We start from the raw sequence: 18,561 nt of genomic DNA on the forward strand, positions 1-18,561 counted from the left end.
CATTCCTCGCACCCATGTAAAAAGACTCGAACTTGCATAAATATGCAAAACACTTCGTCATTATCCTTCTTCGCTAACTACAACAGAATCTCTAATCTGTTCAAAGGAAAGCGGGCGATAATCCCAGTGTTCTACACATATATTGAAATGATTTTTCCCTTCATATTTCTGCCCATGAATATGACCGTGCACATTTACGTAAGGCATATGCTTGTTCATGTACATCGGTTCATGGGAGAGAAAAAAGAAGTCCTTATAGATGATCGGATATTCGCTAACTTCATGGAATCCCGTCTCCAGCCACCAATTGCGGCTTCGTCCACGGTCATGGTTACCTAAAATGAGGGTTTTGTACCCGTTCAGCCGGGCAACAATGCTGCTGGTGTCTTCTTTGTTTAGAAAAGAGAAGTCTCCCAGATGAAACACTTTGTCCTCCGGAGCGACGACAGTATTCCAGCTTGCGATCATGCTCTCATTCATTTGGGCGACATCGGCAAACGGCCGGGACTCAAAGTCAATAATCAGCTTATGACCAAAATGATGATCAGAGGTAAAAAATACTTTTGCCATTATCCGTCCTCTTTTCCTGAATAAATATAGGTTCTGCCGGTTATTTTCCGAAATCCCGCCTGTTTATCCGGTCTTGCATATCCATCTGAATTAATTCTTCCAAAGGAGGTACACTTTCATTCTCAATCAGCCAGCCGCGCATTTCCTTAATGGCTTCTACCTGTCCATTACCCTTGTCCCGCCAGGTCAGCAATTCTATAACTCTTATAATAAGTGCCAAGAGACTGCTATTACTGCTCTGGGTCTTCTCAGCGCGTATTTTCTGAAACAGGGCTTCATTCTCCCAATCAATCAGTATTTCTTCGGAAATGGCCGGCCGCATGACGGTAAAGGTCTTGCTGCACTGGCTACAGCAAACAATTGACATTGGCTCGGCACCCAATTTGGCTTCAAGCTTCTGTCCGCAATGCTGACATGCAAAATTCACCTGTATCTCTAGTGGCTGGTTCTTCAATGGGAAGCCCTCCTCGTGGTGCTAATGAAAAGTTACACTAATGTTTACCCATTTCTTTTCAGAAATGACCCACCTGTGCAGAGGCTCCGGAATGGCTTCTTGATGTAACCGGGAAACAAGCCTTGTTAAAACGCCCCACGGATATGGGTCATGGAAGCTACGCTAAGATCTTCCTGCAACCAAACAGCGATCACATCAAACAAAATCCGTCGCTCCTCCTGACCTGTCATATGCAGATAAATTAGTGCCATATTGCGTACCTGTTGGATCTTACGACCATTGACCGATTCTTCTGGTGTACCCTGCCGCAGCGTTCCACTTCGGCTTCTGACCTCTACAAAGATCAGGCTACCCTCGTGCTCTGCTATGATGTCAATCTCACCGCTTCGGCAGCGCCAATTACGCTCTACAATGATGTATCCCTGAGAGGACAAGTAATATACCGCCGCCGCCTCGGCAGCGGCACCCTTTTGCTTGCGGTTATAAGGTATTCCTGAAGCTCCGCTCTCCATTATAGTTCCAGCTCCGATGCAGCACGGTCGCTCTGGTAGACAAAGCTTAATATCTCCGCCACCAGCTGATACAGTTCGGGCGGAATCTGCTGATCCAGATCCAGTTTGGAGAGTACCTCGACCAGCGCCGCATCCTCCTGGATAACTACACCGCTCTCCTTGGCCTTCTGAAGAATGATATCCGCAACAACGCCCTGTCCCTTGGCGACCACGACTGGAGCCTCGGCCTGATCAGGGGAATATTTCAGCGCAACTGCCTTTTTAAAATTTTGCCGGATTTCATTCTCAGGCTCATTCATATACGGTAATCTACTCCTTTGTACGAATCCGGGACATAGTCAGCCAGCTTGCTGCCACTATCTGAATGGTCAGCCAAGCTCTTCTCCGGTAACGGCTCTGTTCTTAAAGACAATAATTGATAGCCTATCGACTCCACAGCCACCCCGATATCGTCACGCCGCTGCTCCAGCAATTCCAGCACCGCCGGATGGTTGTTGTGCATCTTCAGGCTGACAATACGATTCACCACCTGCACGTCAACCAGAGTCTGCCCGAGCTGCTTCATATCCAAATCGAACCAGAGCCGGCAATTCGCCGCATCCAGTTCCCCTTTGCGTCCCCGCCGGGATTGAATATGGACAGAGGCCGTCTCTTGACCATCCTGTCCATGAAGAGGCAGGAACAGGGTGACCTGGGCAAAAGGAGCCGTGCGGTCTGTATTCAGCAGCAGCTGTTGCCCGGTCAGCTGCTGCACTAACTGGCCCGCGGCTTCCTTGACCGCGGGCGGAACCTCGCTGCTGCCCATCACCTGCAGCAGCACGCCCTTGAGCGTCTCGGCGCCGTCATGCCCGGCGCCGGACGCCCCGCCCAGCGCCTGCGGCAGCTGGGCCTCACGCCCTCCCGCGGCCGCCAGTGGCACGGCCGCGGGGCGCACCTCCGCGGCGGCTGCGCCGCTGCCGCGGACGGCCTGCTGCTCGTGCTCCGCACCGAGCAGCTTCAGCACCCGCCCCACCCACGACTCAGTGTCGTGGGCCGGGGCGGTGCCCGGCTGCGGCGTCACTGCCGCAGCATGCCGTTCCCCGCGCGGCGCTGCCAGCGCGGGCTCTTGCCCCGCCGCAGCTGGAGGCGGGGCGATCTGCCCCAGCGGCGTATCAGCCGCAGGGGCTTGGGGACCGCCCGCCGCGCTAGCGGGCGGGGCAGCTGTGAGCTGCGGCAGCGTGCTGCGCAGCTCGGACAGTACGCCCTGCAGCTTCGCGAGCAGGGCAGTGCCGGACGGCTCTGCCGGTCCGGCCGTCAGCTTGCCTGCTGCAGACCCAGCAGGCCCATCGCTTGCGCCGCTGAGCTTCGCGGCGCTATTCGGTGCCGCCTCTTCTTCGGCGGCACCAACTGCCTCTGCCCCGGCAGAAGACGCGGCTGCAGAAGCTTTTGGCGTCGATGCTTCATTGCTTCTAGCAACATTAACCCCCGGGCTCTCCTCTTCGCCACCCCCAGTGGCAACCCCCGTCAATACAGAAGCTTGATCCACAGCCACCGATGCAGCCCCTCCGCTCCCACCGGCATTAACGCTGCCATTCAACGGTGCAGAACTGCCAGCGGAAGTTCCGGCGTTACTTGTGCCCGCTGAATTGACTCCAGTTCCTGTCGTTCCCGACGTGCTCGGATTAGCAGCACTTTCAACATCAGCAGAAGTACCAGTCGTCGCTATCGCTCCATTTGCTTTACCAGCCCCATTGTCTGCAACTGGTATGGCAGCTGTACCCACATTCTTGCCTTGGGAAGCTCCTCCCTCCAGCTGAGAGTTACCAACGGATGCCGGGGCAGCATTCATACCGTTCGCAGTTCCCGGGTTTGGCGGAACCGCTGCTCCCTTGCCTTCTGCGCCCGCTTTGCTGGCCCCCTGTTCTGCCCACAGGTTCAATTGTTCCTCGAGCGCTGATAACAATTGGTGTAATGGAGGACCAAACACAGCCTGCTGCAGCCCTCTCACACTTTCAGCCGTTACAGGTAGTCCTCTTTTAACAGAGATCACGGCCGCTTCCAGCCACTGTTCTACTGGAACACCGGGTGGCTTGGCATTCATGATCATATTCAGCTTTGCAGCCGTTTCCTTTGTTAATGCCAGACCTCCGGTCTGCATCGCCAGCACAATCTCCCGTCCAGCTTTGGCATCCGTCAATCCAAGCGATTCCAATGCTTCACCCATACTCTGCGGGGTAGCCGTTTGCCCAGGGGAGACCGGCTTTAGAACCGGCAATCCGTTTTCTCCAGGAGGAGCTACTTGCAGATTCAACGTCTGCCCCGGTTGAAGCGGTGTCTCCAGCTCCGCCCGGACAGGGGCACCCTGAATTTGCACCACAGCCTCTTTTCCCGAATCAGATACGCTTAGAACCACACCGCGAACGACCTGACCTTCCTTTAATTCCACAGACTTGGGCTCACCCGGCTTGCTGTCACCAAGCAGCCCACGGATCAGTGAACCGATATTCATCTTTTGCCCTCCTCCAGTTGTTCTTTTACATATATATCGGAAAAAATCATTCTTTTATAAGAACAAACTGCGGGCTCATGACCAACTAGAACAACGTCTGCTGCTCTGCCAGAATTCTACCGATAAAACTGCGCCGGTGCATCGGTGTCGGACCGAGCGCTGTAATCTGTTCACGATGCAGCTTGGTCGCATAACCTTTATGTATCGCAATGCCGTAGTTCGGGTATAATTCTTCCCACAAACCTTCACACAGCCTGTCCCGCGTCACTTTCGCTACGATGGAAGCTGCGGCAATGGATTGACTGTTGGCATCCCCTTTGATTATGGCCCGCTGCGGCAGCGGCAGATCTACCTTTTCTGCATCGACCAGCATATAATCAGGGGAGTGGTTCAGACCCTCCACCGCTTTTCTCATCGCCAGCCTGGACGCCTGTTTAATGTTAATCTCATCTATAACGGTAGCATCCACATGACCTACACCAACCGCCAGCGCCTGCTCCATAATGAGCTCAAACAGAGCATCCCTCTTCTTGGCAGACAGCTTCTTGGAATCATCCACGCCTTCAATGATCAAGCCTTCCGGCAGGATCACCGCCGCAGCAACGACGTCCCCGAACAGACAGCCCCTTCCTACTTCATCTACACCAGCAATCCGCTGATACGACTGCTCCCAGCCTTCCTTTTCATACAGCAACATATCGATACTCACGCTTCTACACCCACCAGTCATCTATTCTATTAATATTATAAAAAAAACTGCCTACTCTTCTTTTAAGCCAGCTTAACACAGGATTACCCTTGCGAAAACCTATAAAATAATACAGCATCTCCTTAGAATCCTTATAAAAAGTACCTACATGTTGAGCCCTTCCCACTCGATTGGATCAAAAAAAGCCACCCGCTAAGCGGATGGCTCGTCCATACCCGGTCTTCTATATTTGCAAGCTACCTTGGTCTTCCGGCACTTCCAACGTGAATCGTCCGAGCTTGCCGGCACGAAGTTCGTGCAGCAGCGTACGGGAAGCCTTTTCCAGATCAACCCTGCCGCCGCTAACCAGACAACCGCGCTTACGTCCGACGGCTTCCATCACGGCTACAATCTCATCAGGATTCTCCAGATCCTCTGGAAGCTTAGTTACGCCGAACCGCTCCTTGAATCTGGAACCATAATCCTTCACCAGATACTTCACCGCATAAAAAGCAATGTCTTCGACATTCAGAATTTCTTCCTTGATTGCCCCTGTTACGGCAAGACGATAACCAACATTCTGGTCCTCGAATTTAGGCCACAAAATACCAGGGGTATCCAGCAGCTCCAGATTTCCGCCTGTTTTGATCCACTGCTGTCCTTTAGTAACACCAGGACGGTCCCCAGTAGCAGCAATATTGCGTCCTGCCATCCGGTTAATCAGAGTAGACTTTCCGACATTGGGAATACCGACGATCAGTGCACGCATCGGACGCGGATTCATCCCTTTAGCAATCTGACGATCAATCTTTTCTTTCAGCAGCAGCTTGACCTGCTCAGGGATATCCTTGACACCTGTTCCGGTAGAAGCATCCACAGGATAAGCTACGTGCCCCTGCGCCTTGAAATACTCCAGCCATTTCCGTGTGGCCTCAGGATCGGCTAAGTCTGCTTTGTTCAAAATAATCAATCTGGGCTTATCCCGCAAAATATCGTCAATCATCGGATTGCGGCTGGAAAGCGGCAGACGGGAATCGAGCAGCTCTATCGCCACATCAATTAGCTTCAGCTTATCTTCGATTTGTCGTCTAGCCTTCGTCATATGACCAGGAAACCATTGAATGGCCATTGCCGTCACCTCCTTTGATTCATCTCTGTGTCATTCTTTTTAATGATTAATCCAGGTAATATCCTTCACCGGCCAGAAGATTAGATCCGCACGGCCGACAATATCACCCAGCGGCACATAACCAATCATTCGGCTATCTGTGCTGTCTGAACGGTTATCTCCCATTACGAAGACATGACCCTCAGGTACCGTACCGTCCGTAAAATCTTCATTAGGGAAGTTCTTATTATTGTACAGCGTGTTATTCTTATGCGCCTCATCAATAGCACCCTGAATGTAAGTTTCATTCACAGGTTTGCCGTTAACTGTAACGACATCCCCTTCAACCTTCACCGTATCACCGGCCACCCCGATTACACGCTTAATAAAGTCGCGACCTTCGGATGGAACGTGGAATACAATGACTTCTCCCCGCTGCGGAGAACGAATGTCGTACAGTATCTCATTGACGATTACCCGCTCACCGGTGTGAAAATTAGGCCGCATGGAAGGTCCGTCTACAATAAACGGCTTGAACAAAAGCCAGCGGATCAGAATAACCAGAACTAATGCAATCGCTATTGCCTTAATCCATTCCAATACCTCATTTTTCTGCTTGGGTGGGTTCTGCCGAGTGGACTCTTCGGACTCCCCTTGACCCTGCTGCAAATCCTGCTGCATAGTTCACCATCCTCTCTTTATGCTACACTAACTATACAACACAAAAAAACTCCTGCCAAAAACCCCTCCATAGTTACTCCTTCAGGAGGCCTTTTCGGAGAAGCCGATCCCCAGCGCTCTATATCTCTGATGCATTGTATACAAATTGAATGAGAGTACTCCAGCCAGACAGAGTGTCTCTTTGAAATGCTGCCGAATCCATCCTAAATGATTATTCTCCCTGTAATCTCAGGAAACAGCCTGAAAATCCATATACTTAATACTCTCATGGTAAAACGAAAGGGGCTTGAATTCAAGCCCCTTCCCTTTGTCACTAATTCTAGCGACGGATTTCTTTAATTCTCGCAGCTTTACCGCGCAGTTCACGAAGATAGTACAGCTTCGCACGACGAACTTTACCGCGACGAGCCACTTCGATTTTCTCGAGTTTAGGCGAGTTGATAGGGAATGTTCTTTCCACACCAACACCGTAAGAAATTTTACGAACCGTAAAAGTCTCACTGATTCCACCGCCGCGACGTTTAATTACAACGCCTTCGAACAACTGGATACGCTCACGAGTTCCCTCGATAACTTTTACGTGCACTTTCAAAGTGTCACCCGGGCGAAAACTCGGGATATCTTTGCGAAGTTGCTCTTGGGTAATTTCTTGTAGGATACTCATTAAGGACTTCCTCCTTCCGTACAGGTGTTCATGCCTCTTCCGGAGAGATCTTGGCTCTCCCTCATTATCGACAGCGGACCACCGTATTCCACACAACAAAAGTAATAATATCATAAAAGACGGGCCATTTCAACATATACTTATTTTTATTTTAAAGCGGCAACATGTCACGTTTCTTGGCCTGAGCTTTGCAATCCTTGCACAAACCGACCACAGTTCCATTATCTTGGGCATAAAAGATCAGCTTACCGTTTTTCTTTTTGCAGGAGGAGCATAGCTGTTCGCCGGAGGAATGCTTCGCTCTGCGGTGGCTTTCCATTGAGATGACCTTGCTGTTCATCCCACTGCGCTCATTCTTGCGTTTGGCAGTTCGGTTTAGGAATATAACATACACCCCGGTCAACACCAGCAAAACAATAAGGCCAACAATATAAGCCATTCGCTATTCCCTCCCTGATTTGTTTTGGATGAACCCGCAGCTAAGCTTCATATGAACTGATTTTATCACATCTAGAAGCTCAATTACAGTTGGGGTCCTATGCCTAGTCTTAGGTCTAGGATGACAACCCGCCCACAGCCTGTTTTCAATAAATTCCCATAACAGTTATACTAATTATAATACGTATTGACTGAGCGAATTAGCAGTGCAGGGTCTTTACAATTTCAAGGGGGAGCCATACATATGAAAAAAAATAGTCCAAAAATGATCGCAGCACTCGCCGTTGTATCCTTAACATTGCTGGCAGGATGCACGGAGTTGCCCGGCAAAGCCAAAGTAAACCAGGAATCGGAACAATCCCAGCCGGATGGCGTGGAACAAAACCTCGGTGAGGCTGTAAAGCAAGGGCTGGGCCAAGCTGCAGCAGCTGTTACACAAGCCGCACAGGATACAGCAGATAAAGTCGTGGCAGGCTTCAAGGAAGGCAGCATAACCAAGGAACTGCAGGTATCTCAGACAATCGGGTCTGCATCCGCGCTTAGTATCGAAAATTCCGTAGGTGCCATAGCGCTAAGGGCCGTTGGTGGAGATCAAATTAACGTAAAGGCCACGGTTCAGTCCTATAAAAACTTCAACAGCGAGCAAGAACGTCAGGAAATCCTCGACAACGCCGAGGTTTCTGTTCAGACCAGCGGAGATAAACTAATCATCTCCACCCATGCCAAAGACGCTCCTAAGAAAGATCTGTGGAGCTGGGCACAGCGCAAGTATGGCTCTTCTGATTTCAGCATTGATTATGTCATTGAGGTTCCAAAGAGCGTAGATATGTACCAGGTTTCTAACGATGTCGGTGAAATCCAGCTGAGCGGTTTGCAAGGAACGTACCGGGTGAGCACCAACGTAGGAGCTATCCACATTAGCGATGCTACGATTGCCGGCAAGTCCACCATTGAGTCCGATACAGGGAGCATTACTCTGAACATAGCCACCCTCAACGAAGGAAGCAGCCTGAAAGCCAAGACGGATGTCGGAGCCATTACAGCTACCCTGGCCGACGGTTTGAACTACAGTCTCGAGACCGCCAGTGAGATCGGTCAGATCAAAGGAGCTGCCAAAGGAAAGAGCACGGTGGGTAACGGCGGGCCGCTGGTCTCCCTAAGCTCTGATATTGGCGCAATAACCGTTCACAAGTAACATTAACTCTGGCTATGAGGCTCTTGCAGCCCTCCGGCCATATGCCTAAGCAGTTGCAAAAGACCGCCACTCATCACGAGGGGCGGTCTTTTGCAGCCTAATTCCTTATACCAGCGCGATAGCGAGCAGCGTAAACAAGCTCAGGACCAAAATATCATTGGCAGCAAAAGGATTTCCGAAAAATGCTGACGTCTGCACCCTGTCAGCTCCATCACTTTTTAAATAAACATTATTTCTGTCAACATTCACGATAACTCCCTCATGCCGCTGTCCATCTACAGTCAAAATTCGCACGCGTCTATTCATGCAGCGCAAACAGTTATGATAAGCCTCCACCAAATAACTCCTCCTCATTCGTAGTAGTGTATTTTATGAGGGGAGGGATCAGCCGGTAACGGCGAAGTGACAGGTATCAGAAGACAAGGTAGCCTTAAATATAAGTAGAAAACATAAAAAAGACCGTCCGAAGACGGTCTTTCTACCCAAGGCGCTAGTTTAAAACTTTGATCCGTATCCCGCGCCACCAAAGCTAATGATATTAGCCGTTGGTCCGGGTAAGGGATACGCTCAACATGTCATGCTTGATGTGAACGCACCTCCTTTCCTTGTGCCAAGAGTATAGCACAGCCTTTGTAAAATATCCAATACAATTTATTAACAATTTATCAATACTAGATTCATATTGTTAACGTTTACATATCACTAAAAAACATCTGCTCTAAATTTCATTTTTCACTTGCACGACAAGCGATTTTGGGTTATATATAGTTTATAGATTACATATATTGGATATACCCTAGAACATTTTCCTTATTGCCGAGCAAGCTACCTTTGCCGGGGTATAGCGCAGCCTGGTAGCGCACGCCCTTGGGGTGGGCGAGGTCGCAGGTTCAAATCCTGTTACTCCGATTTCAGAAGAAGAACAAAGCAGCACCTTTCAGGTTTCGTAGCCTGAGCGGTGCTGCTTTTGGTTTTAAAGCTTACCTCCAGGATAACAGTCGTGATGTGTTAATCGAGGATACATGTTAGTTAGCGGTACGTAACCCATGAAGGGTTAGCCTACATTCATGTAAGCCTATTCAAGACTCCTTAAAGAGCTTGAATACACCTGTTACAAGCGAGTAAATGGCTAGAAGCACAAGGAATGTAACTGCCCATGAATAGTTGCGGACCGTATACGTAAGCGATGACAGCATAATGAATATGGCGATGCGCAGCACACCTTCGTTAATAAATAGGCTACTCTTTTTAGCCATACAACCAGCCCCTCCTTGGTTTGGTGTTGCATAGGTATAATAATAGTACTGTTTTTGCTAATAAATAACAAGAGACAAGTTGCCCCTAAAAGCTATGATGTTTTGCACAGAAACATACCTTAATATTAATAAAACCATTAAAGCAGCGATTGTCATCGTCTAGCTTTAATGGTCTTATTGTTTTGCTATACTAAGGGAGTTGATTATGCGGATAAGAATTCATTTGTTTAGGATTTTCGATTCGTATAGAAATCGATAATATCGTTCACCGTGCGGAGCGGCTCCGCTTCCTGCTGGACATCGTCCACGGTCTGCTTGAATTCTTTCTGCGTATTCGTAGTCGTAGTCACTGTAGTCATTCCTTTCGCTTATCTTGAATTAGCTGCGTTTTCAGCGGGATAGTTTATTTCGGCACCTCTCTTTATTACCCCAAATATAAGCTTGCAACGCACAATGGCCCTTTTGATGTGATTCTTCTATATAATATGAACTTAAGATGATCCTCACGTAAGACTCGGTCGTCACTACGGCGGAATGTTTGGACTTCCGGTCGCTGTTGTCCCCAGATTTCCTCTTTATAACCGCTTCTAGCGGTTGAAATCTGGAGACAGCTTAGGCTTCCGATGCGAGCTTTCCTGCGAAAAGCTTTCAGGCGAGCGCTTCGCTCCTACAGTTCCAAACTTCCCCCTTCGTTCCTTCTCGCTTTTTGTTACTTTCTTTTGTTCATCTTATATATATATATCATTTTTTAGAAAAACGATATTGGGATGCTTTCAGAAACGGACATCACAAAAAACGCCTCCTCAACGTTATATATTACGTTAAAGAGGCGTTAAATATGACAAATATGAGCAACTTTTCTCCAAATCAGGCTTGACCATCGTTTTTCAGACGTTCCAGGGTCTTCCGATCCTTCGCTGTAAGCTCTGCAGTCTCTAAGAGATCCGGACGACGTTCCAGTGTTCGCTGCAAGGCTTGCTCCCGACGCCAAGTTTCAATGTTGGCATGATGACCACTGAGCAGTATATCTGGCACCTTCCAGCCACGAAACTCTGCTGGACGAGTATAATGCGGGTACTCCAGCAGTCCTGTGCTGAACGAATCACTCACCGCTGAGGTCTCATTGCCAAGCGCTCCCGGTTGCAAGCGAACGATCGAATCAATAACGGTCATTGCCGGGAGTTCTCCCCCAGTCAATACGTAATCGCCTATGGACAGTTCGTCCGTCACTAGATGCTCCCGGATTCGCTCGTCGTAGCCCTCATAATGGCCGCAGATAAAGATCAGATGTTCTTCCTGTGCCAGTTCTTCGGCAATCTGCTGAGTGTAGGTTTTGCCTTGCGGGCACATAAGAATAATTCGTGGTTTAGTACCTTCTTGATCCATGTGTCCCTCAGTAGAATACTCAGATGATACAACAGTAGAACCAGTAGACTCTGCCAGCACATGTTCCACCGCTGCGAAGATTGGATCGGGCTTCAGTACCATCCCACCACCTCCGCCGTACGGTGTGTCGTCCACGGTATTGTGCTTATTGCCGGAGAAGTCACGGAAGTTCACGGCGTTCAGCGACACAATCCCTTTCTCACGAGCCTTTCCCAGAATGCTTGTGCCGAAGACACCTTCACACATCTCGGGAAAGAGCGTCAACACATCAATTCTGATCATGGAAGTAGACCTTCCATCAAACGGACCTTAATACGCTTAGCCTGGATGTCAACATCCACTACTACATCGTTAATGACTGGAATCAGGATATCCTGTCCTTTTGGTGGCTTAACCACCCATACGTCATTGGCTCCAGGCTGAAGAATTTCAGTGATTGTCCCAAGTGGCTGACTGTCATTGTCTTCGGTGTACACATCACAGCCTACAATCTGGTGAAAATAGTACTCGTTCTCCGGCAGCTCTACCAAATCATCACTTGGCACTTTAAGCATGCTTCCCTTGTACTTTTCGATCTGGTTGATGTTGGTATAGCCTTTGAGTCTAACAATATACATACCCTTGTGCTCCCGTGCGCTGTCTACGATCACATCAAATTTAGGGCTGCCATCTGCCGGAATCACAATTAGCTTCTTGCCAGGCGCAAACCGCACATCCGGAAAATCCGTATGAGACAGAATCTTGATCTCCCCGCGAATGCCGTGAGTGTTGACAAGCCTGCCTACGGTTAATTCTTCGGTCATACATTCCTCTCCTTTACCATGTGAGACTTATCCGTTCTTATATAATTGAACAAAAAGGAGCCGGGATATACAATCCCTAGCCCCTCTTTGTGCGTATCAGTTAAGATAAAATATCTACGGTTACGCGCTTATCGCTCTTGACTGCTGCAGATGTGACTACGGTACGGAGCGCTTTGGCGATCCGACCCTGCTTGCCGATGACCTTGCCGACATCATCAGGATGAACGGAAAGTTCATAGACAATCAGGTGATCCTTCTCCACGATACGTACGGCCACATCCTCTGGATGATCCACTAAAGCCTTAGCAATAACACCAACTAATTCTTCCATAGAGGACCCTCGCAATCAGTCATTATTTCTGATTCTTAAGCTCATGGAACTTCTTCAACACACCAGCTTTGGAAAGCAAGTTGCGAACGGTGTCGGATGCTTGCGCACCTGTTTGAAGCCATTTAAGAGCTTTTTCCTCATCGATCTTCACTACTGCCGGTTGTTCAACCGGGTTATAGTAACCGATTTCCTCGATGAAACGACCATCACGAGGGGACCGGGAATCGGAAACCACTACACGATAGAAAGGCGCTTTATGTGCACCCATTCTTTTCAGACGAATACGTACTGCCACGAAATTCACCTCCTTATAAAAGTATCGATCCCTCCCAAACCCTCCCTTCCAAGGGAGGGCCCCAAAGGGTTGCACCCTCTGGACACCTGCTAAGTGCAACTAGCGTAGGTGTTCAGAGTGGCGGTACCTAAGGACGGGAGATGCATGAGCGCTTATCGTCCCTTGCGGGACACGCTTGATTACTTACTGTATCTAGGAAGACCATTGATTGTCCGACGTTATACTGTGGACAATCAACAAGTTCAAAAGATTAAAATCAAAAGCTTAAAGACTAAGAAGAATTATCCTACGTTATACTGTGGATAATTAACTTAACGGAAAGGGAACTTCATGCCTTTACCGCCAAGTGCTTTGAGCTGCTTCATGGCATTCTTCTTGGAGCCCTTGCCTCCGCCACCCATCATACCAGAGAACTGCTTCATCATCTTACGCATCTCGTCGAACTGCTTGATGAGACGGTTAACCTCAGCAACTGAGGTGCCGCTTCCGGCTGCAATCCGTTTGCGACGGTTATGATTGATGATCTCAGGCTGCTGTTTCTCAGCCTTAGTCATGGAATGAACAATGGCTTCGACACGGTCCATCTGCTTGTCATCGACCTTGAGGTCCTTTATGCCCTTGGCCTGATTCATTCCAGGGAGCATACCGAGGATCTGGTCGATCGGGCCAAGCTTCTTAACCTGATCCATTTGCTCAAGGAAATCGTCGAACGTAAATTCTGCATTACGCATCTTACGTTCCATTTCCTTGGCTTTCTCTGTATCAATGTTCGCTTGGGCTTTCTCAATCAGCGACAGCATGTCACCCATGCCGAGGATACGAGAAGCCATCCGCTCCGGATGGAACGGCTCCAGCGCGTCGATCTTCTCGCCTAGCGCGGCGAACTTGATCGGGCAGCCAGTAACAGCTTTGACGGATAATGCAGCACCACCACGGGTGTCACCATCCAGCTTGGTCAGCACAACACCAGTCAGTTCAAGCTGTTTGTTGAAGCTATCTGCGACGTTAACGGCGTCCTGACCTGTCATGGCGTCAACGACGAGCAACACTTCATCAGGAGTCAAAGCCGTGTGAATCTGCTTCAGCTCTTCCATCAACGCTTCATCAATATGCAGGCGGCCTGCGGTATCGATGATGACATAATCCAAGTTGTTGTCCTTGGCATGCTGTAGGCCTTGCTTAGCGATTTCTACCGGGCTGATCTTGTCTCCCAGCGAGAACACTGGAACCTTGATCTGCTCACCAAGCACTTCAAGCTGCTTGATCGCTGCCGGGCGGTAAATATCACACGCTACCAGAAGCGGACGGTGATTGCCCTTCTGTAGCAATTTTGCCAGCTTGCCTGAAGTGGTGGTCTTACCCGCCCCTTGCAGACCCGCCATCATAATCACGGTCGGTGGCTTGTTCGACTTGGCCAGCTTCGCCTGGCTTCCGCCCATCAGCTCAGTCAGCTCTTTGTTAACGATGTCGATAATGACCATGCCGGGCGTAAAGCTATCCATAACTTCCTTGCCGACGGACTTCTCTTTCACCTTGGACACAAAGTCCTTGACGACCTTGAAGTTAACGTCCGCTTCCAGCAGGGCCAGCCGCACTTCGCGCATGGCTTCGTTGACATCATCTTCGGATACCTTACCCTTGCCGCGAAGCTTGCTGAATACATTCTGCAACCTTCCGGTCAAACCTTCAAACGCCATATGCAGTTCCTCCCTTCATGCTATTCTAACCTCTGCAAACGATCCACAATGTCCATGAACCGCACTTTATATTGCTCAGGCAGCATCCCATCATCCGGCAGTCTGCGCAATTCTTCCAAATATCGGCTACGGGTCTCATGCTTCACCAGCAAACCGAGCTTCTCTTCATAATTCTCCAGAACCTGTTCCGCCCGCTTGATATGCTCGTACACCGCCTGGCGGCTGATATCAAACTCAGCGGCGATTTCACCCAAGGAGAAATCGTCGTGAAAATAATATTTAAGGAACGTCTGCTGCTTATCCGTAAGCAGCCGTTCGTAAAAAGCGAAAAGCAAATTGATTCGATTCGTTTTCTCGAGCCTATTCTCCTGACTCATTAAGGGCACTCCCTTCGTCAAGGAAAAACACTTTACAGCTTCACAACGTCCCTTATATTACCCAAAACAAAGAAAGATGTCAAGCTTTTTTGCTTGTCATCTTTTTCTTTAAGCAAATTTGTTGCCATGTATGCCCCATGTATGCGATTTTTGCTCTTTATAAACGGATGGGCAGCAAGTAAATCAACACGGCGAAGAAGTGTGTCACACTGCCTGCCAGCACGAAGACATGCCAGACGGCATGATGGAACGGGAACGCACGCCATACATAGAAGACCGTCCCCAAGGTATACAAGATACCGCCGGCAACCAACAGCGTCATCCCTCCACTAGCCACTACAGCTGACAAGGGGCTCCAGGCGATCACGATCAGCCAGCCCATGGCAATGTAGAAGACGGTGGACATGAACAGAAACTTTTTGACGAAAAAGGCCTTGAAGAACACACCGAAAGCAGCAATTCCCCAAATAATGCCAAACAACGACCAGCCGAGGGTCCCTCGAATAGCTACCAGCAGAAACGGAGTGTACGTTCCCGCGATGAACAAGTAAATGGAAGAATGATCGAAAAATTCGAACAAATCCTTCGCCTTACCCTCTTTGAGGCTATGAACCAATGTTGAATTGAGATACAGAAGCAGCATGGTAGTTCCATAAATGGAGAAACTGACCACATGCCAAGCCGTTCCCTTCAAACTTGCAAAAACAACAAGCAGGACCAGCGCGGCTACACTAAGGACCGTACCGATTCCATGCGTAATCGCATTTGCGACCTCTTCCCGGCGACTGTAAGTATACGTATTTGCCATACCCAAATCCTTCCGTTTGCGGTTTCCTTCTATTATAGCCGTTCCGCGGGTGCCATTCCACTCTGCCGGATGACCCCCGCGCCTGTCTTATGGCTTACAGTTGATAGAGCGCTGTGTATTTCTCTTCCAGATAATCGGCCAGATAATCCGGGTTCAGTGGTTCGCCAGTTACTTGCTCAATAATCTGTGAAGGCGTTAAACTTTGTCCGTACCGATAAATTTTGTCAGTCAGCCATTCCTTAATAGGAAGCAGGTTGCCGGACGAAACCAGTTCATCGAACGTTGGCAGCTCTTTACGGAGCGTGTTCAGAATCTGAGCGGCATACATGTTCCCAAGCGAATAGGAGGCAAAATAGCCAAAGTCTCCACCCGACCAATGCACGTCCTGCAATACGCCCAGCGCATCGGTTGGAGGGGTAATCCCCAGATACTCCTGGTACTTGGCATTCCAGACCTGCGGCAGGTCTTTCACGGCAAGTCCTTCATTGAAGATTAGCTTCTCAATTTCATAGCGGACAATAATATGGAGGTTGTAGGTCAACTCGTCTGCTTCAATGCGAATGAACGTATTGTCCACACTGTTAATGGCCCGGTAGAAATCCTTAACGTCAACACCGGCAAGCTGTACCGGGAAGTAGTGCTGCAGATCCTTGTAATACCGCTCCCAAAAAGGCAGGCTGCGGCCGATCATGTTCTCCCACAAACGGGACTGGGATTCATGAATTCCCATGGATGCACCTTGAGCGAGTGGTGTGCCTACAAGCTCGGGGTTGATATTTTGCTCATACAGGGCGTGTCCGCCTTCATGTAGCGAGCTGAACACAGCGCTAGTGACATTATCAGGAATATAGTTGGTCGTAATGCGCACATCTCCCGGATTCAGTCCTGTGGCAAAAGGATGCACACTCTCGTCCAGACGTCCGGCATCAAAGTCATAACCCATCTGCTTCAAGATGAAGAGTCCAAATTGCTCCTGCCCCTCTTGTTCGAAGATTTGCTGCAAAAAGCTTGTGTCCGGCTTGTTTGGAGAAGCTGCGATTTTCTCTACTAGCGGAACGAGACGGCTGCGCAGACGACCGAACACTTCATCAACCTTCTCAACCGTCAAATCCGGCTCATACATATCGAGTAAAGTGTCGTAGCGGGTGCCATTTACTCCCCAGTAATCAATAAACTCCTGCTTAAAGGCTACAATCTTCGTAAGGAAAGGCTCGAAGCCGGCAAAATCGCTGTTCTCCTTGGCATCTTCCCACTTCGTTTCCGAGTGAGCTGCCAATACAGCATATTCCTCATATTTCTCCGGCGGAATGCTCTTAGAGCGCTCATATTCCTTACGGCAATCATGCACTATCTTATTCTGAACCTCATTCAATTGACTCTGAATATCAGGACGGCTGAAATATTCGGTGAACTGCCCCATCTCGGGCGAGGTCTCCAGTCTGAAATATTCACCACTCAGCATCCCTACAGTCTGGGAACGGATCTCCGCACCCTTGCGCGGTGCGCCTGTACGCAGATCCCAATGCAGAAGCCCGATGGCCTCGCGGTAACCGCTCATTTTAGACAATAAACCACTGAATTTCTCCCACTCTTGCGATACTTGTTGTTCCATGTATGGAGCACCTGCTTTCTCTATTTTGTCTGCTCCTCTTGATGATACTTTTTTAAATACTGATAAGCAACTTTACCTACAAGAATATAGCTAAATGAAGTTAGTAGGCATTATTTAAAAGCAGCGGTCCTGCCTTCATTGAATTAGAATAATTGCATATTGTATCCTCAACTATTTTTCTGTAGTATTTCAAAAATAGGAGGTGGAAATCATTTTCTGTTCCATCACAAGGGTGAATATATTGACCACAGTTCGAAAAAACTAAGAATACTTTAGAATATTGACTACTGTTTATTATAATCCGTATAATCAGTTTCAGAGCTTGAACTCTCTAATTTGAAATACTTTGATTACACTACTCGAAGCCAACTGGACTTCACATTATGCTAAAGGAGCGTGAAAGGCATTGATCATTCAAGTTACACCCTTAGCGGAGAGGAAATTGAAAGAAAGGCTTGGAGATCAGCCAGGTATTTTCAAGCTCTTTTATGATACGCAAGGGTGCGGCTGTGACGGCATCAACGTACTCCTGATCGTGGATCAAGCTGGTCCCGAAGATCTCAGGATCGACGCTGGCGGCCTTCCTTTCATCGTCAGTCGGCAGCAGGAAATCTTCTATGAAGACAAAATGCGGCTGGATGGCGAAGAACGGTTCACTTCATTTAAGCTGGATAGCGATTCACAGATTTACGGAAAAAATATACTAATAAGAGATATACGAGGTACAGAAGCCCCGCTTCCTGGTGAAGGAGCAGCATGCCCGGCGGAAATTACCCGTTAAACCCCAAGGAGGAACAAAGAACATGAGCCAAGTATCCGACATTCTAGAACATAATAAAAAATTCGTAGAAAACAAAGAATATGAAGCCTACCTCACCGGTCGGTACCCGGCTAAAAAAACGCTGGTAATTACCTGTATGGATACACGTCTAGTAGAACTGCTGCCTAAAGCAATGAATTTCAAGAACGGTGATGTCAAAGTTATTAAAAATGCCGGCGCCATTATCTCCCAACCATTCGGCAGTGTTATGCGTAGTGTTATGGTTGCGCTATACGAGCTGAATGCGGATGAAGTCATCGTTGTGGGCCACTATGAATGCGGCATGGCATCCCTGAATCCCGACACGATGATCGGCCATATCAAGGAGCGCGGAGTCTCCGAAGAAGTGTTATCCACCCTCGAAAATTCCGGGATCAA

Annotated in this window: 24 protein-coding genes and 1 tRNA gene; 4 read left to right on the forward strand and 21 right to left on the reverse strand. The window is 48.8% G+C overall.

The features are described 5' to 3' along the window. Positions 1 to 60 precede the first annotated feature (60 nt). The 10 genes from HPT30_RS13935 to HPT30_RS13980 all read right to left on the reverse strand — a co-directional run bounded on the left by HPT30_RS13935 (position 61) and on the right by HPT30_RS13980 (position 7,604). Positions 61 to 570: a metallophosphoesterase gene (locus HPT30_RS13935; RefSeq protein WP_175371959.1), complete on the reverse strand. Its 510-nt coding sequence runs from the start codon at positions 568 to 570 to the stop codon at positions 61 to 63. A 40-nt stretch (positions 571 to 610) separates the two neighbouring features. Then, positions 611 to 1,024 carry a hypothetical protein gene (locus HPT30_RS13940; protein WP_175371960.1) on the reverse strand — a complete coding sequence of 138 codons (414 nt, stop codon included), beginning with the start codon at positions 1,022 to 1,024 and terminating at the stop codon, positions 611 to 613. 125 nt (positions 1,025 to 1,149) lie between these two features. Next, positions 1,150 to 1,536 (reverse strand): YraN family protein, encoded by a 387-nt coding sequence (locus HPT30_RS13945; protein WP_175371961.1) that lies wholly within the window; start codon positions 1,534 to 1,536, stop codon positions 1,150 to 1,152. Then, on the reverse strand, positions 1,536 to 1,835 hold the full coding sequence (locus HPT30_RS13950; RefSeq protein ID WP_175371962.1) for an EscU/YscU/HrcU family type III secretion system export apparatus switch protein: 300 nt from the start codon (positions 1,833 to 1,835) through the stop codon (positions 1,536 to 1,538). Before HPT30_RS13950 ends, HPT30_RS13945 begins: the two co-directional genes overlap by 1 nt. Continuing rightward, positions 1,832 to 4,024: a TP0910 N-terminal domain-containing protein gene (locus HPT30_RS13955; protein ID WP_175371963.1), complete on the reverse strand. Its 2,193-nt coding sequence runs from the start codon at positions 4,022 to 4,024 to the stop codon at positions 1,832 to 1,834. Before HPT30_RS13955 ends, HPT30_RS13950 begins: the two co-directional genes overlap by 4 nt. Positions 4,025 to 4,109: 85 nt before the next feature. Next, complete coding sequence (rnhB, locus tag HPT30_RS13960) at positions 4,110 to 4,754, reverse strand: ribonuclease HII (RefSeq protein ID WP_175371964.1); 645 nt, start codon at positions 4,752 to 4,754, stop codon at positions 4,110 to 4,112. 202 nt (positions 4,755 to 4,956) lie between these two features. Further along, complete coding sequence (ylqF, locus tag HPT30_RS13965; RefSeq protein WP_175371965.1) at positions 4,957 to 5,841, reverse strand: ribosome biogenesis GTPase YlqF; 885 nt, start codon at positions 5,839 to 5,841, stop codon at positions 4,957 to 4,959. Between the two features lie 39 nt (positions 5,842 to 5,880). Further along, positions 5,881 to 6,501: a signal peptidase I gene (gene lepB / locus HPT30_RS13970; RefSeq protein WP_175371966.1), complete on the reverse strand. Its 621-nt coding sequence runs from the start codon at positions 6,499 to 6,501 to the stop codon at positions 5,881 to 5,883. A 319-nt stretch (positions 6,502 to 6,820) separates the two neighbouring features. Next, complete coding sequence (gene rplS, locus HPT30_RS13975) at positions 6,821 to 7,165, reverse strand: 50S ribosomal protein L19 (protein WP_066362226.1); 345 nt, start codon at positions 7,163 to 7,165, stop codon at positions 6,821 to 6,823. A gap of 151 nt (positions 7,166 to 7,316) precedes the next feature. Next, positions 7,317 to 7,604: a hypothetical protein gene (locus HPT30_RS13980; RefSeq protein ID WP_175371967.1), complete on the reverse strand. Its 288-nt coding sequence runs from the start codon at positions 7,602 to 7,604 to the stop codon at positions 7,317 to 7,319. Between the two features lie 243 nt (positions 7,605 to 7,847). On the opposite strand from HPT30_RS13980, the gene HPT30_RS13985 reads away from it, so the two are divergent. Then, positions 7,848 to 8,798, forward strand: a complete 951-nt coding sequence (locus tag HPT30_RS13985) for a DUF4097 family beta strand repeat-containing protein (RefSeq protein ID WP_175371968.1) — start codon at positions 7,848 to 7,850, stop codon at positions 8,796 to 8,798. Between the two features lie 105 nt (positions 8,799 to 8,903). Here HPT30_RS13985 and HPT30_RS13990 read toward each other — a convergent pair whose 3' ends face one another. Further along, positions 8,904 to 9,134 (reverse strand): hypothetical protein, encoded by a 231-nt coding sequence (locus HPT30_RS13990; protein ID WP_175371969.1) that lies wholly within the window; start codon positions 9,132 to 9,134, stop codon positions 8,904 to 8,906. Between the two features lie 499 nt (positions 9,135 to 9,633). On the opposite strand from HPT30_RS13990, the gene HPT30_RS13995 reads away from it, so the two are divergent. Then, positions 9,634 to 9,707: transfer RNA gene (locus HPT30_RS13995), tRNA-Pro, on the forward strand. Positions 9,708 to 9,877: 170 nt separating this feature from the next. Here HPT30_RS13995 and HPT30_RS14000 read toward each other — a convergent pair. The 10 genes from HPT30_RS14000 to HPT30_RS14040 form a co-directional block, all read right to left on the reverse strand. Beyond that, on the reverse strand, positions 9,878 to 10,054 hold the full coding sequence (locus HPT30_RS14000; RefSeq protein WP_175371970.1) for a hypothetical protein: 177 nt from the start codon (positions 10,052 to 10,054) through the stop codon (positions 9,878 to 9,880). A 227-nt stretch (positions 10,055 to 10,281) separates the two neighbouring features. Further along, positions 10,282 to 10,413 carry a hypothetical protein gene (locus HPT30_RS30405; RefSeq protein WP_281364492.1) on the reverse strand — a complete coding sequence of 44 codons (132 nt, stop codon included), beginning with the start codon at positions 10,411 to 10,413 and terminating at the stop codon, positions 10,282 to 10,284. A gap of 508 nt (positions 10,414 to 10,921) precedes the next feature. After that, positions 10,922 to 11,719 (reverse strand): tRNA (guanosine(37)-N1)-methyltransferase TrmD, encoded by a 798-nt coding sequence (gene trmD / locus HPT30_RS14005; protein WP_175371989.1) that lies wholly within the window; start codon positions 11,717 to 11,719, stop codon positions 10,922 to 10,924. Continuing rightward, the gene (gene rimM / locus HPT30_RS14010) at positions 11,719 to 12,243 is read right to left on the reverse strand and encodes a ribosome maturation factor RimM (protein WP_175371971.1); all 525 of its coding nucleotides are present in this window, start codon (positions 12,241 to 12,243) and stop codon (positions 11,719 to 11,721) included. Before rimM ends, trmD begins: the two co-directional genes overlap by 1 nt. Positions 12,244 to 12,343: 100 nt before the next feature. Then, positions 12,344 to 12,574 carry a KH domain-containing protein gene (locus HPT30_RS14015; protein WP_066362231.1) on the reverse strand — a complete coding sequence of 77 codons (231 nt, stop codon included), beginning with the start codon at positions 12,572 to 12,574 and terminating at the stop codon, positions 12,344 to 12,346. A 22-nt stretch (positions 12,575 to 12,596) separates the two neighbouring features. Next, positions 12,597 to 12,869 (reverse strand): 30S ribosomal protein S16, encoded by a 273-nt coding sequence (gene rpsP / locus HPT30_RS14020; RefSeq protein WP_066362232.1) that lies wholly within the window; start codon positions 12,867 to 12,869, stop codon positions 12,597 to 12,599. A 311-nt stretch (positions 12,870 to 13,180) separates the two neighbouring features. Continuing rightward, on the reverse strand, positions 13,181 to 14,566 hold the full coding sequence (ffh, locus tag HPT30_RS14025; protein ID WP_175371972.1) for a signal recognition particle protein: 1,386 nt from the start codon (positions 14,564 to 14,566) through the stop codon (positions 13,181 to 13,183). A 20-nt stretch (positions 14,567 to 14,586) separates the two neighbouring features. Then, complete coding sequence (locus tag HPT30_RS14030) at positions 14,587 to 14,943, reverse strand: putative DNA-binding protein (protein WP_175371973.1); 357 nt, start codon at positions 14,941 to 14,943, stop codon at positions 14,587 to 14,589. A 157-nt stretch (positions 14,944 to 15,100) separates the two neighbouring features. Beyond that, the gene (gene trhA / locus HPT30_RS14035) at positions 15,101 to 15,751 is read right to left on the reverse strand and encodes a PAQR family membrane homeostasis protein TrhA (RefSeq protein WP_175371974.1); all 651 of its coding nucleotides are present in this window, start codon (positions 15,749 to 15,751) and stop codon (positions 15,101 to 15,103) included. A 94-nt stretch (positions 15,752 to 15,845) separates the two neighbouring features. After that, a complete protein-coding gene (locus HPT30_RS14040; protein WP_175371975.1) occupies positions 15,846 to 17,363 on the reverse strand; it encodes a carboxypeptidase M32 in 1,518 nt (505 codons plus the stop codon). Positions 17,364 to 17,769: 406 nt separating this feature from the next. On the opposite strand from HPT30_RS14040, the gene HPT30_RS14045 reads away from it, so the two are divergent. Together HPT30_RS14045 and HPT30_RS14050 are read left to right on the forward strand one after the other, a co-directional pair. Next, positions 17,770 to 18,144 carry an iron-sulfur cluster biosynthesis family protein gene (locus HPT30_RS14045; RefSeq protein ID WP_175371976.1) on the forward strand — a complete coding sequence of 125 codons (375 nt, stop codon included), beginning with the start codon at positions 17,770 to 17,772 and terminating at the stop codon, positions 18,142 to 18,144. 22 nt (positions 18,145 to 18,166) lie between these two features. Further along, on the forward strand, positions 18,167 to 18,561 hold a 395-nt coding region (locus HPT30_RS14050), incomplete at its 3' end, for a carbonic anhydrase (RefSeq protein ID WP_175371977.1).

The sequence above is a fragment of the Paenibacillus agri genome, from assembly GCF_013359945.1.
GTDB classification, from domain to species: domain Bacteria; phylum Bacillota; class Bacilli; order Paenibacillales; family Paenibacillaceae; genus Paenibacillus_AQ; species Paenibacillus_AQ agri.

Bases quoted from the DNA above. Each gene is read 5' to 3' on its own strand.
- HPT30_RS13935 (WP_175371959.1), bottom strand. From the start codon at position 570: ATGGCAAAAGTATTTTTTACCTCTGATCATCATTTTGGTCATAAGCTG.
- HPT30_RS13945 (WP_175371961.1), bottom strand. From the start codon at position 1,536: ATGGAGAGCGGAGCTTCAGGAATACCTTATAACCGCAAGCAAAAGGGT.
- HPT30_RS13950 (WP_175371962.1), bottom strand. From the start codon at position 1,835: ATGAATGAGCCTGAGAATGAAATCCGGCAAAATTTTAAAAAGGCAGTT.
- HPT30_RS13955 (WP_175371963.1), bottom strand. From the start codon at position 4,024: ATGAATATCGGTTCACTGATCCGTGGGCTGCTTGGTGACAGCAAGCCG.
- rnhB (WP_175371964.1), bottom strand. From the start codon at position 4,754: ATGACTGGTGGGTGTAGAAGCGTGAGTATCGATATGTTGCTGTATGAA.
- ylqF (WP_175371965.1), bottom strand. From the start codon at position 5,841: ATGGCCATTCAATGGTTTCCTGGTCATATGACGAAGGCTAGACGACAA.
- lepB (WP_175371966.1), bottom strand. From the start codon at position 6,501: ATGCAGCAGGATTTGCAGCAGGGTCAAGGGGAGTCCGAAGAGTCCACT.
- rplS (WP_066362226.1), bottom strand. From the start codon at position 7,165: ATGAGTATCCTACAAGAAATTACCCAAGAGCAACTTCGCAAAGATATC.
- HPT30_RS13980 (WP_175371967.1), bottom strand. From the start codon at position 7,604: ATGGCTTATATTGTTGGCCTTATTGTTTTGCTGGTGTTGACCGGGGTG.
- HPT30_RS13985 (WP_175371968.1), top strand. From the start codon at position 7,848: ATGAAAAAAAATAGTCCAAAAATGATCGCAGCACTCGCCGTTGTATCC.
- HPT30_RS14000 (WP_175371970.1), bottom strand. From the start codon at position 10,054: ATGGCTAAAAAGAGTAGCCTATTTATTAACGAAGGTGTGCTGCGCATC.
- HPT30_RS30405 (WP_281364492.1), bottom strand. From the start codon at position 10,413: ATGACTACAGTGACTACGACTACGAATACGCAGAAAGAATTCAAGCAG.
- rimM (WP_175371971.1), bottom strand. From the start codon at position 12,243: ATGACCGAAGAATTAACCGTAGGCAGGCTTGTCAACACTCACGGCATT.
- HPT30_RS14015 (WP_066362231.1), bottom strand. From the start codon at position 12,574: ATGGAAGAATTAGTTGGTGTTATTGCTAAGGCTTTAGTGGATCATCCA.
- ffh (WP_175371972.1), bottom strand. From the start codon at position 14,566: ATGGCGTTTGAAGGTTTGACCGGAAGGTTGCAGAATGTATTCAGCAAG.
- HPT30_RS14030 (WP_175371973.1), bottom strand. From the start codon at position 14,943: ATGAGTCAGGAGAATAGGCTCGAGAAAACGAATCGAATCAATTTGCTT.
- trhA (WP_175371974.1), bottom strand. From the start codon at position 15,751: ATGGCAAATACGTATACTTACAGTCGCCGGGAAGAGGTCGCAAATGCG.
- HPT30_RS14040 (WP_175371975.1), bottom strand. From the start codon at position 17,363: ATGGAACAACAAGTATCGCAAGAGTGGGAGAAATTCAGTGGTTTATTG.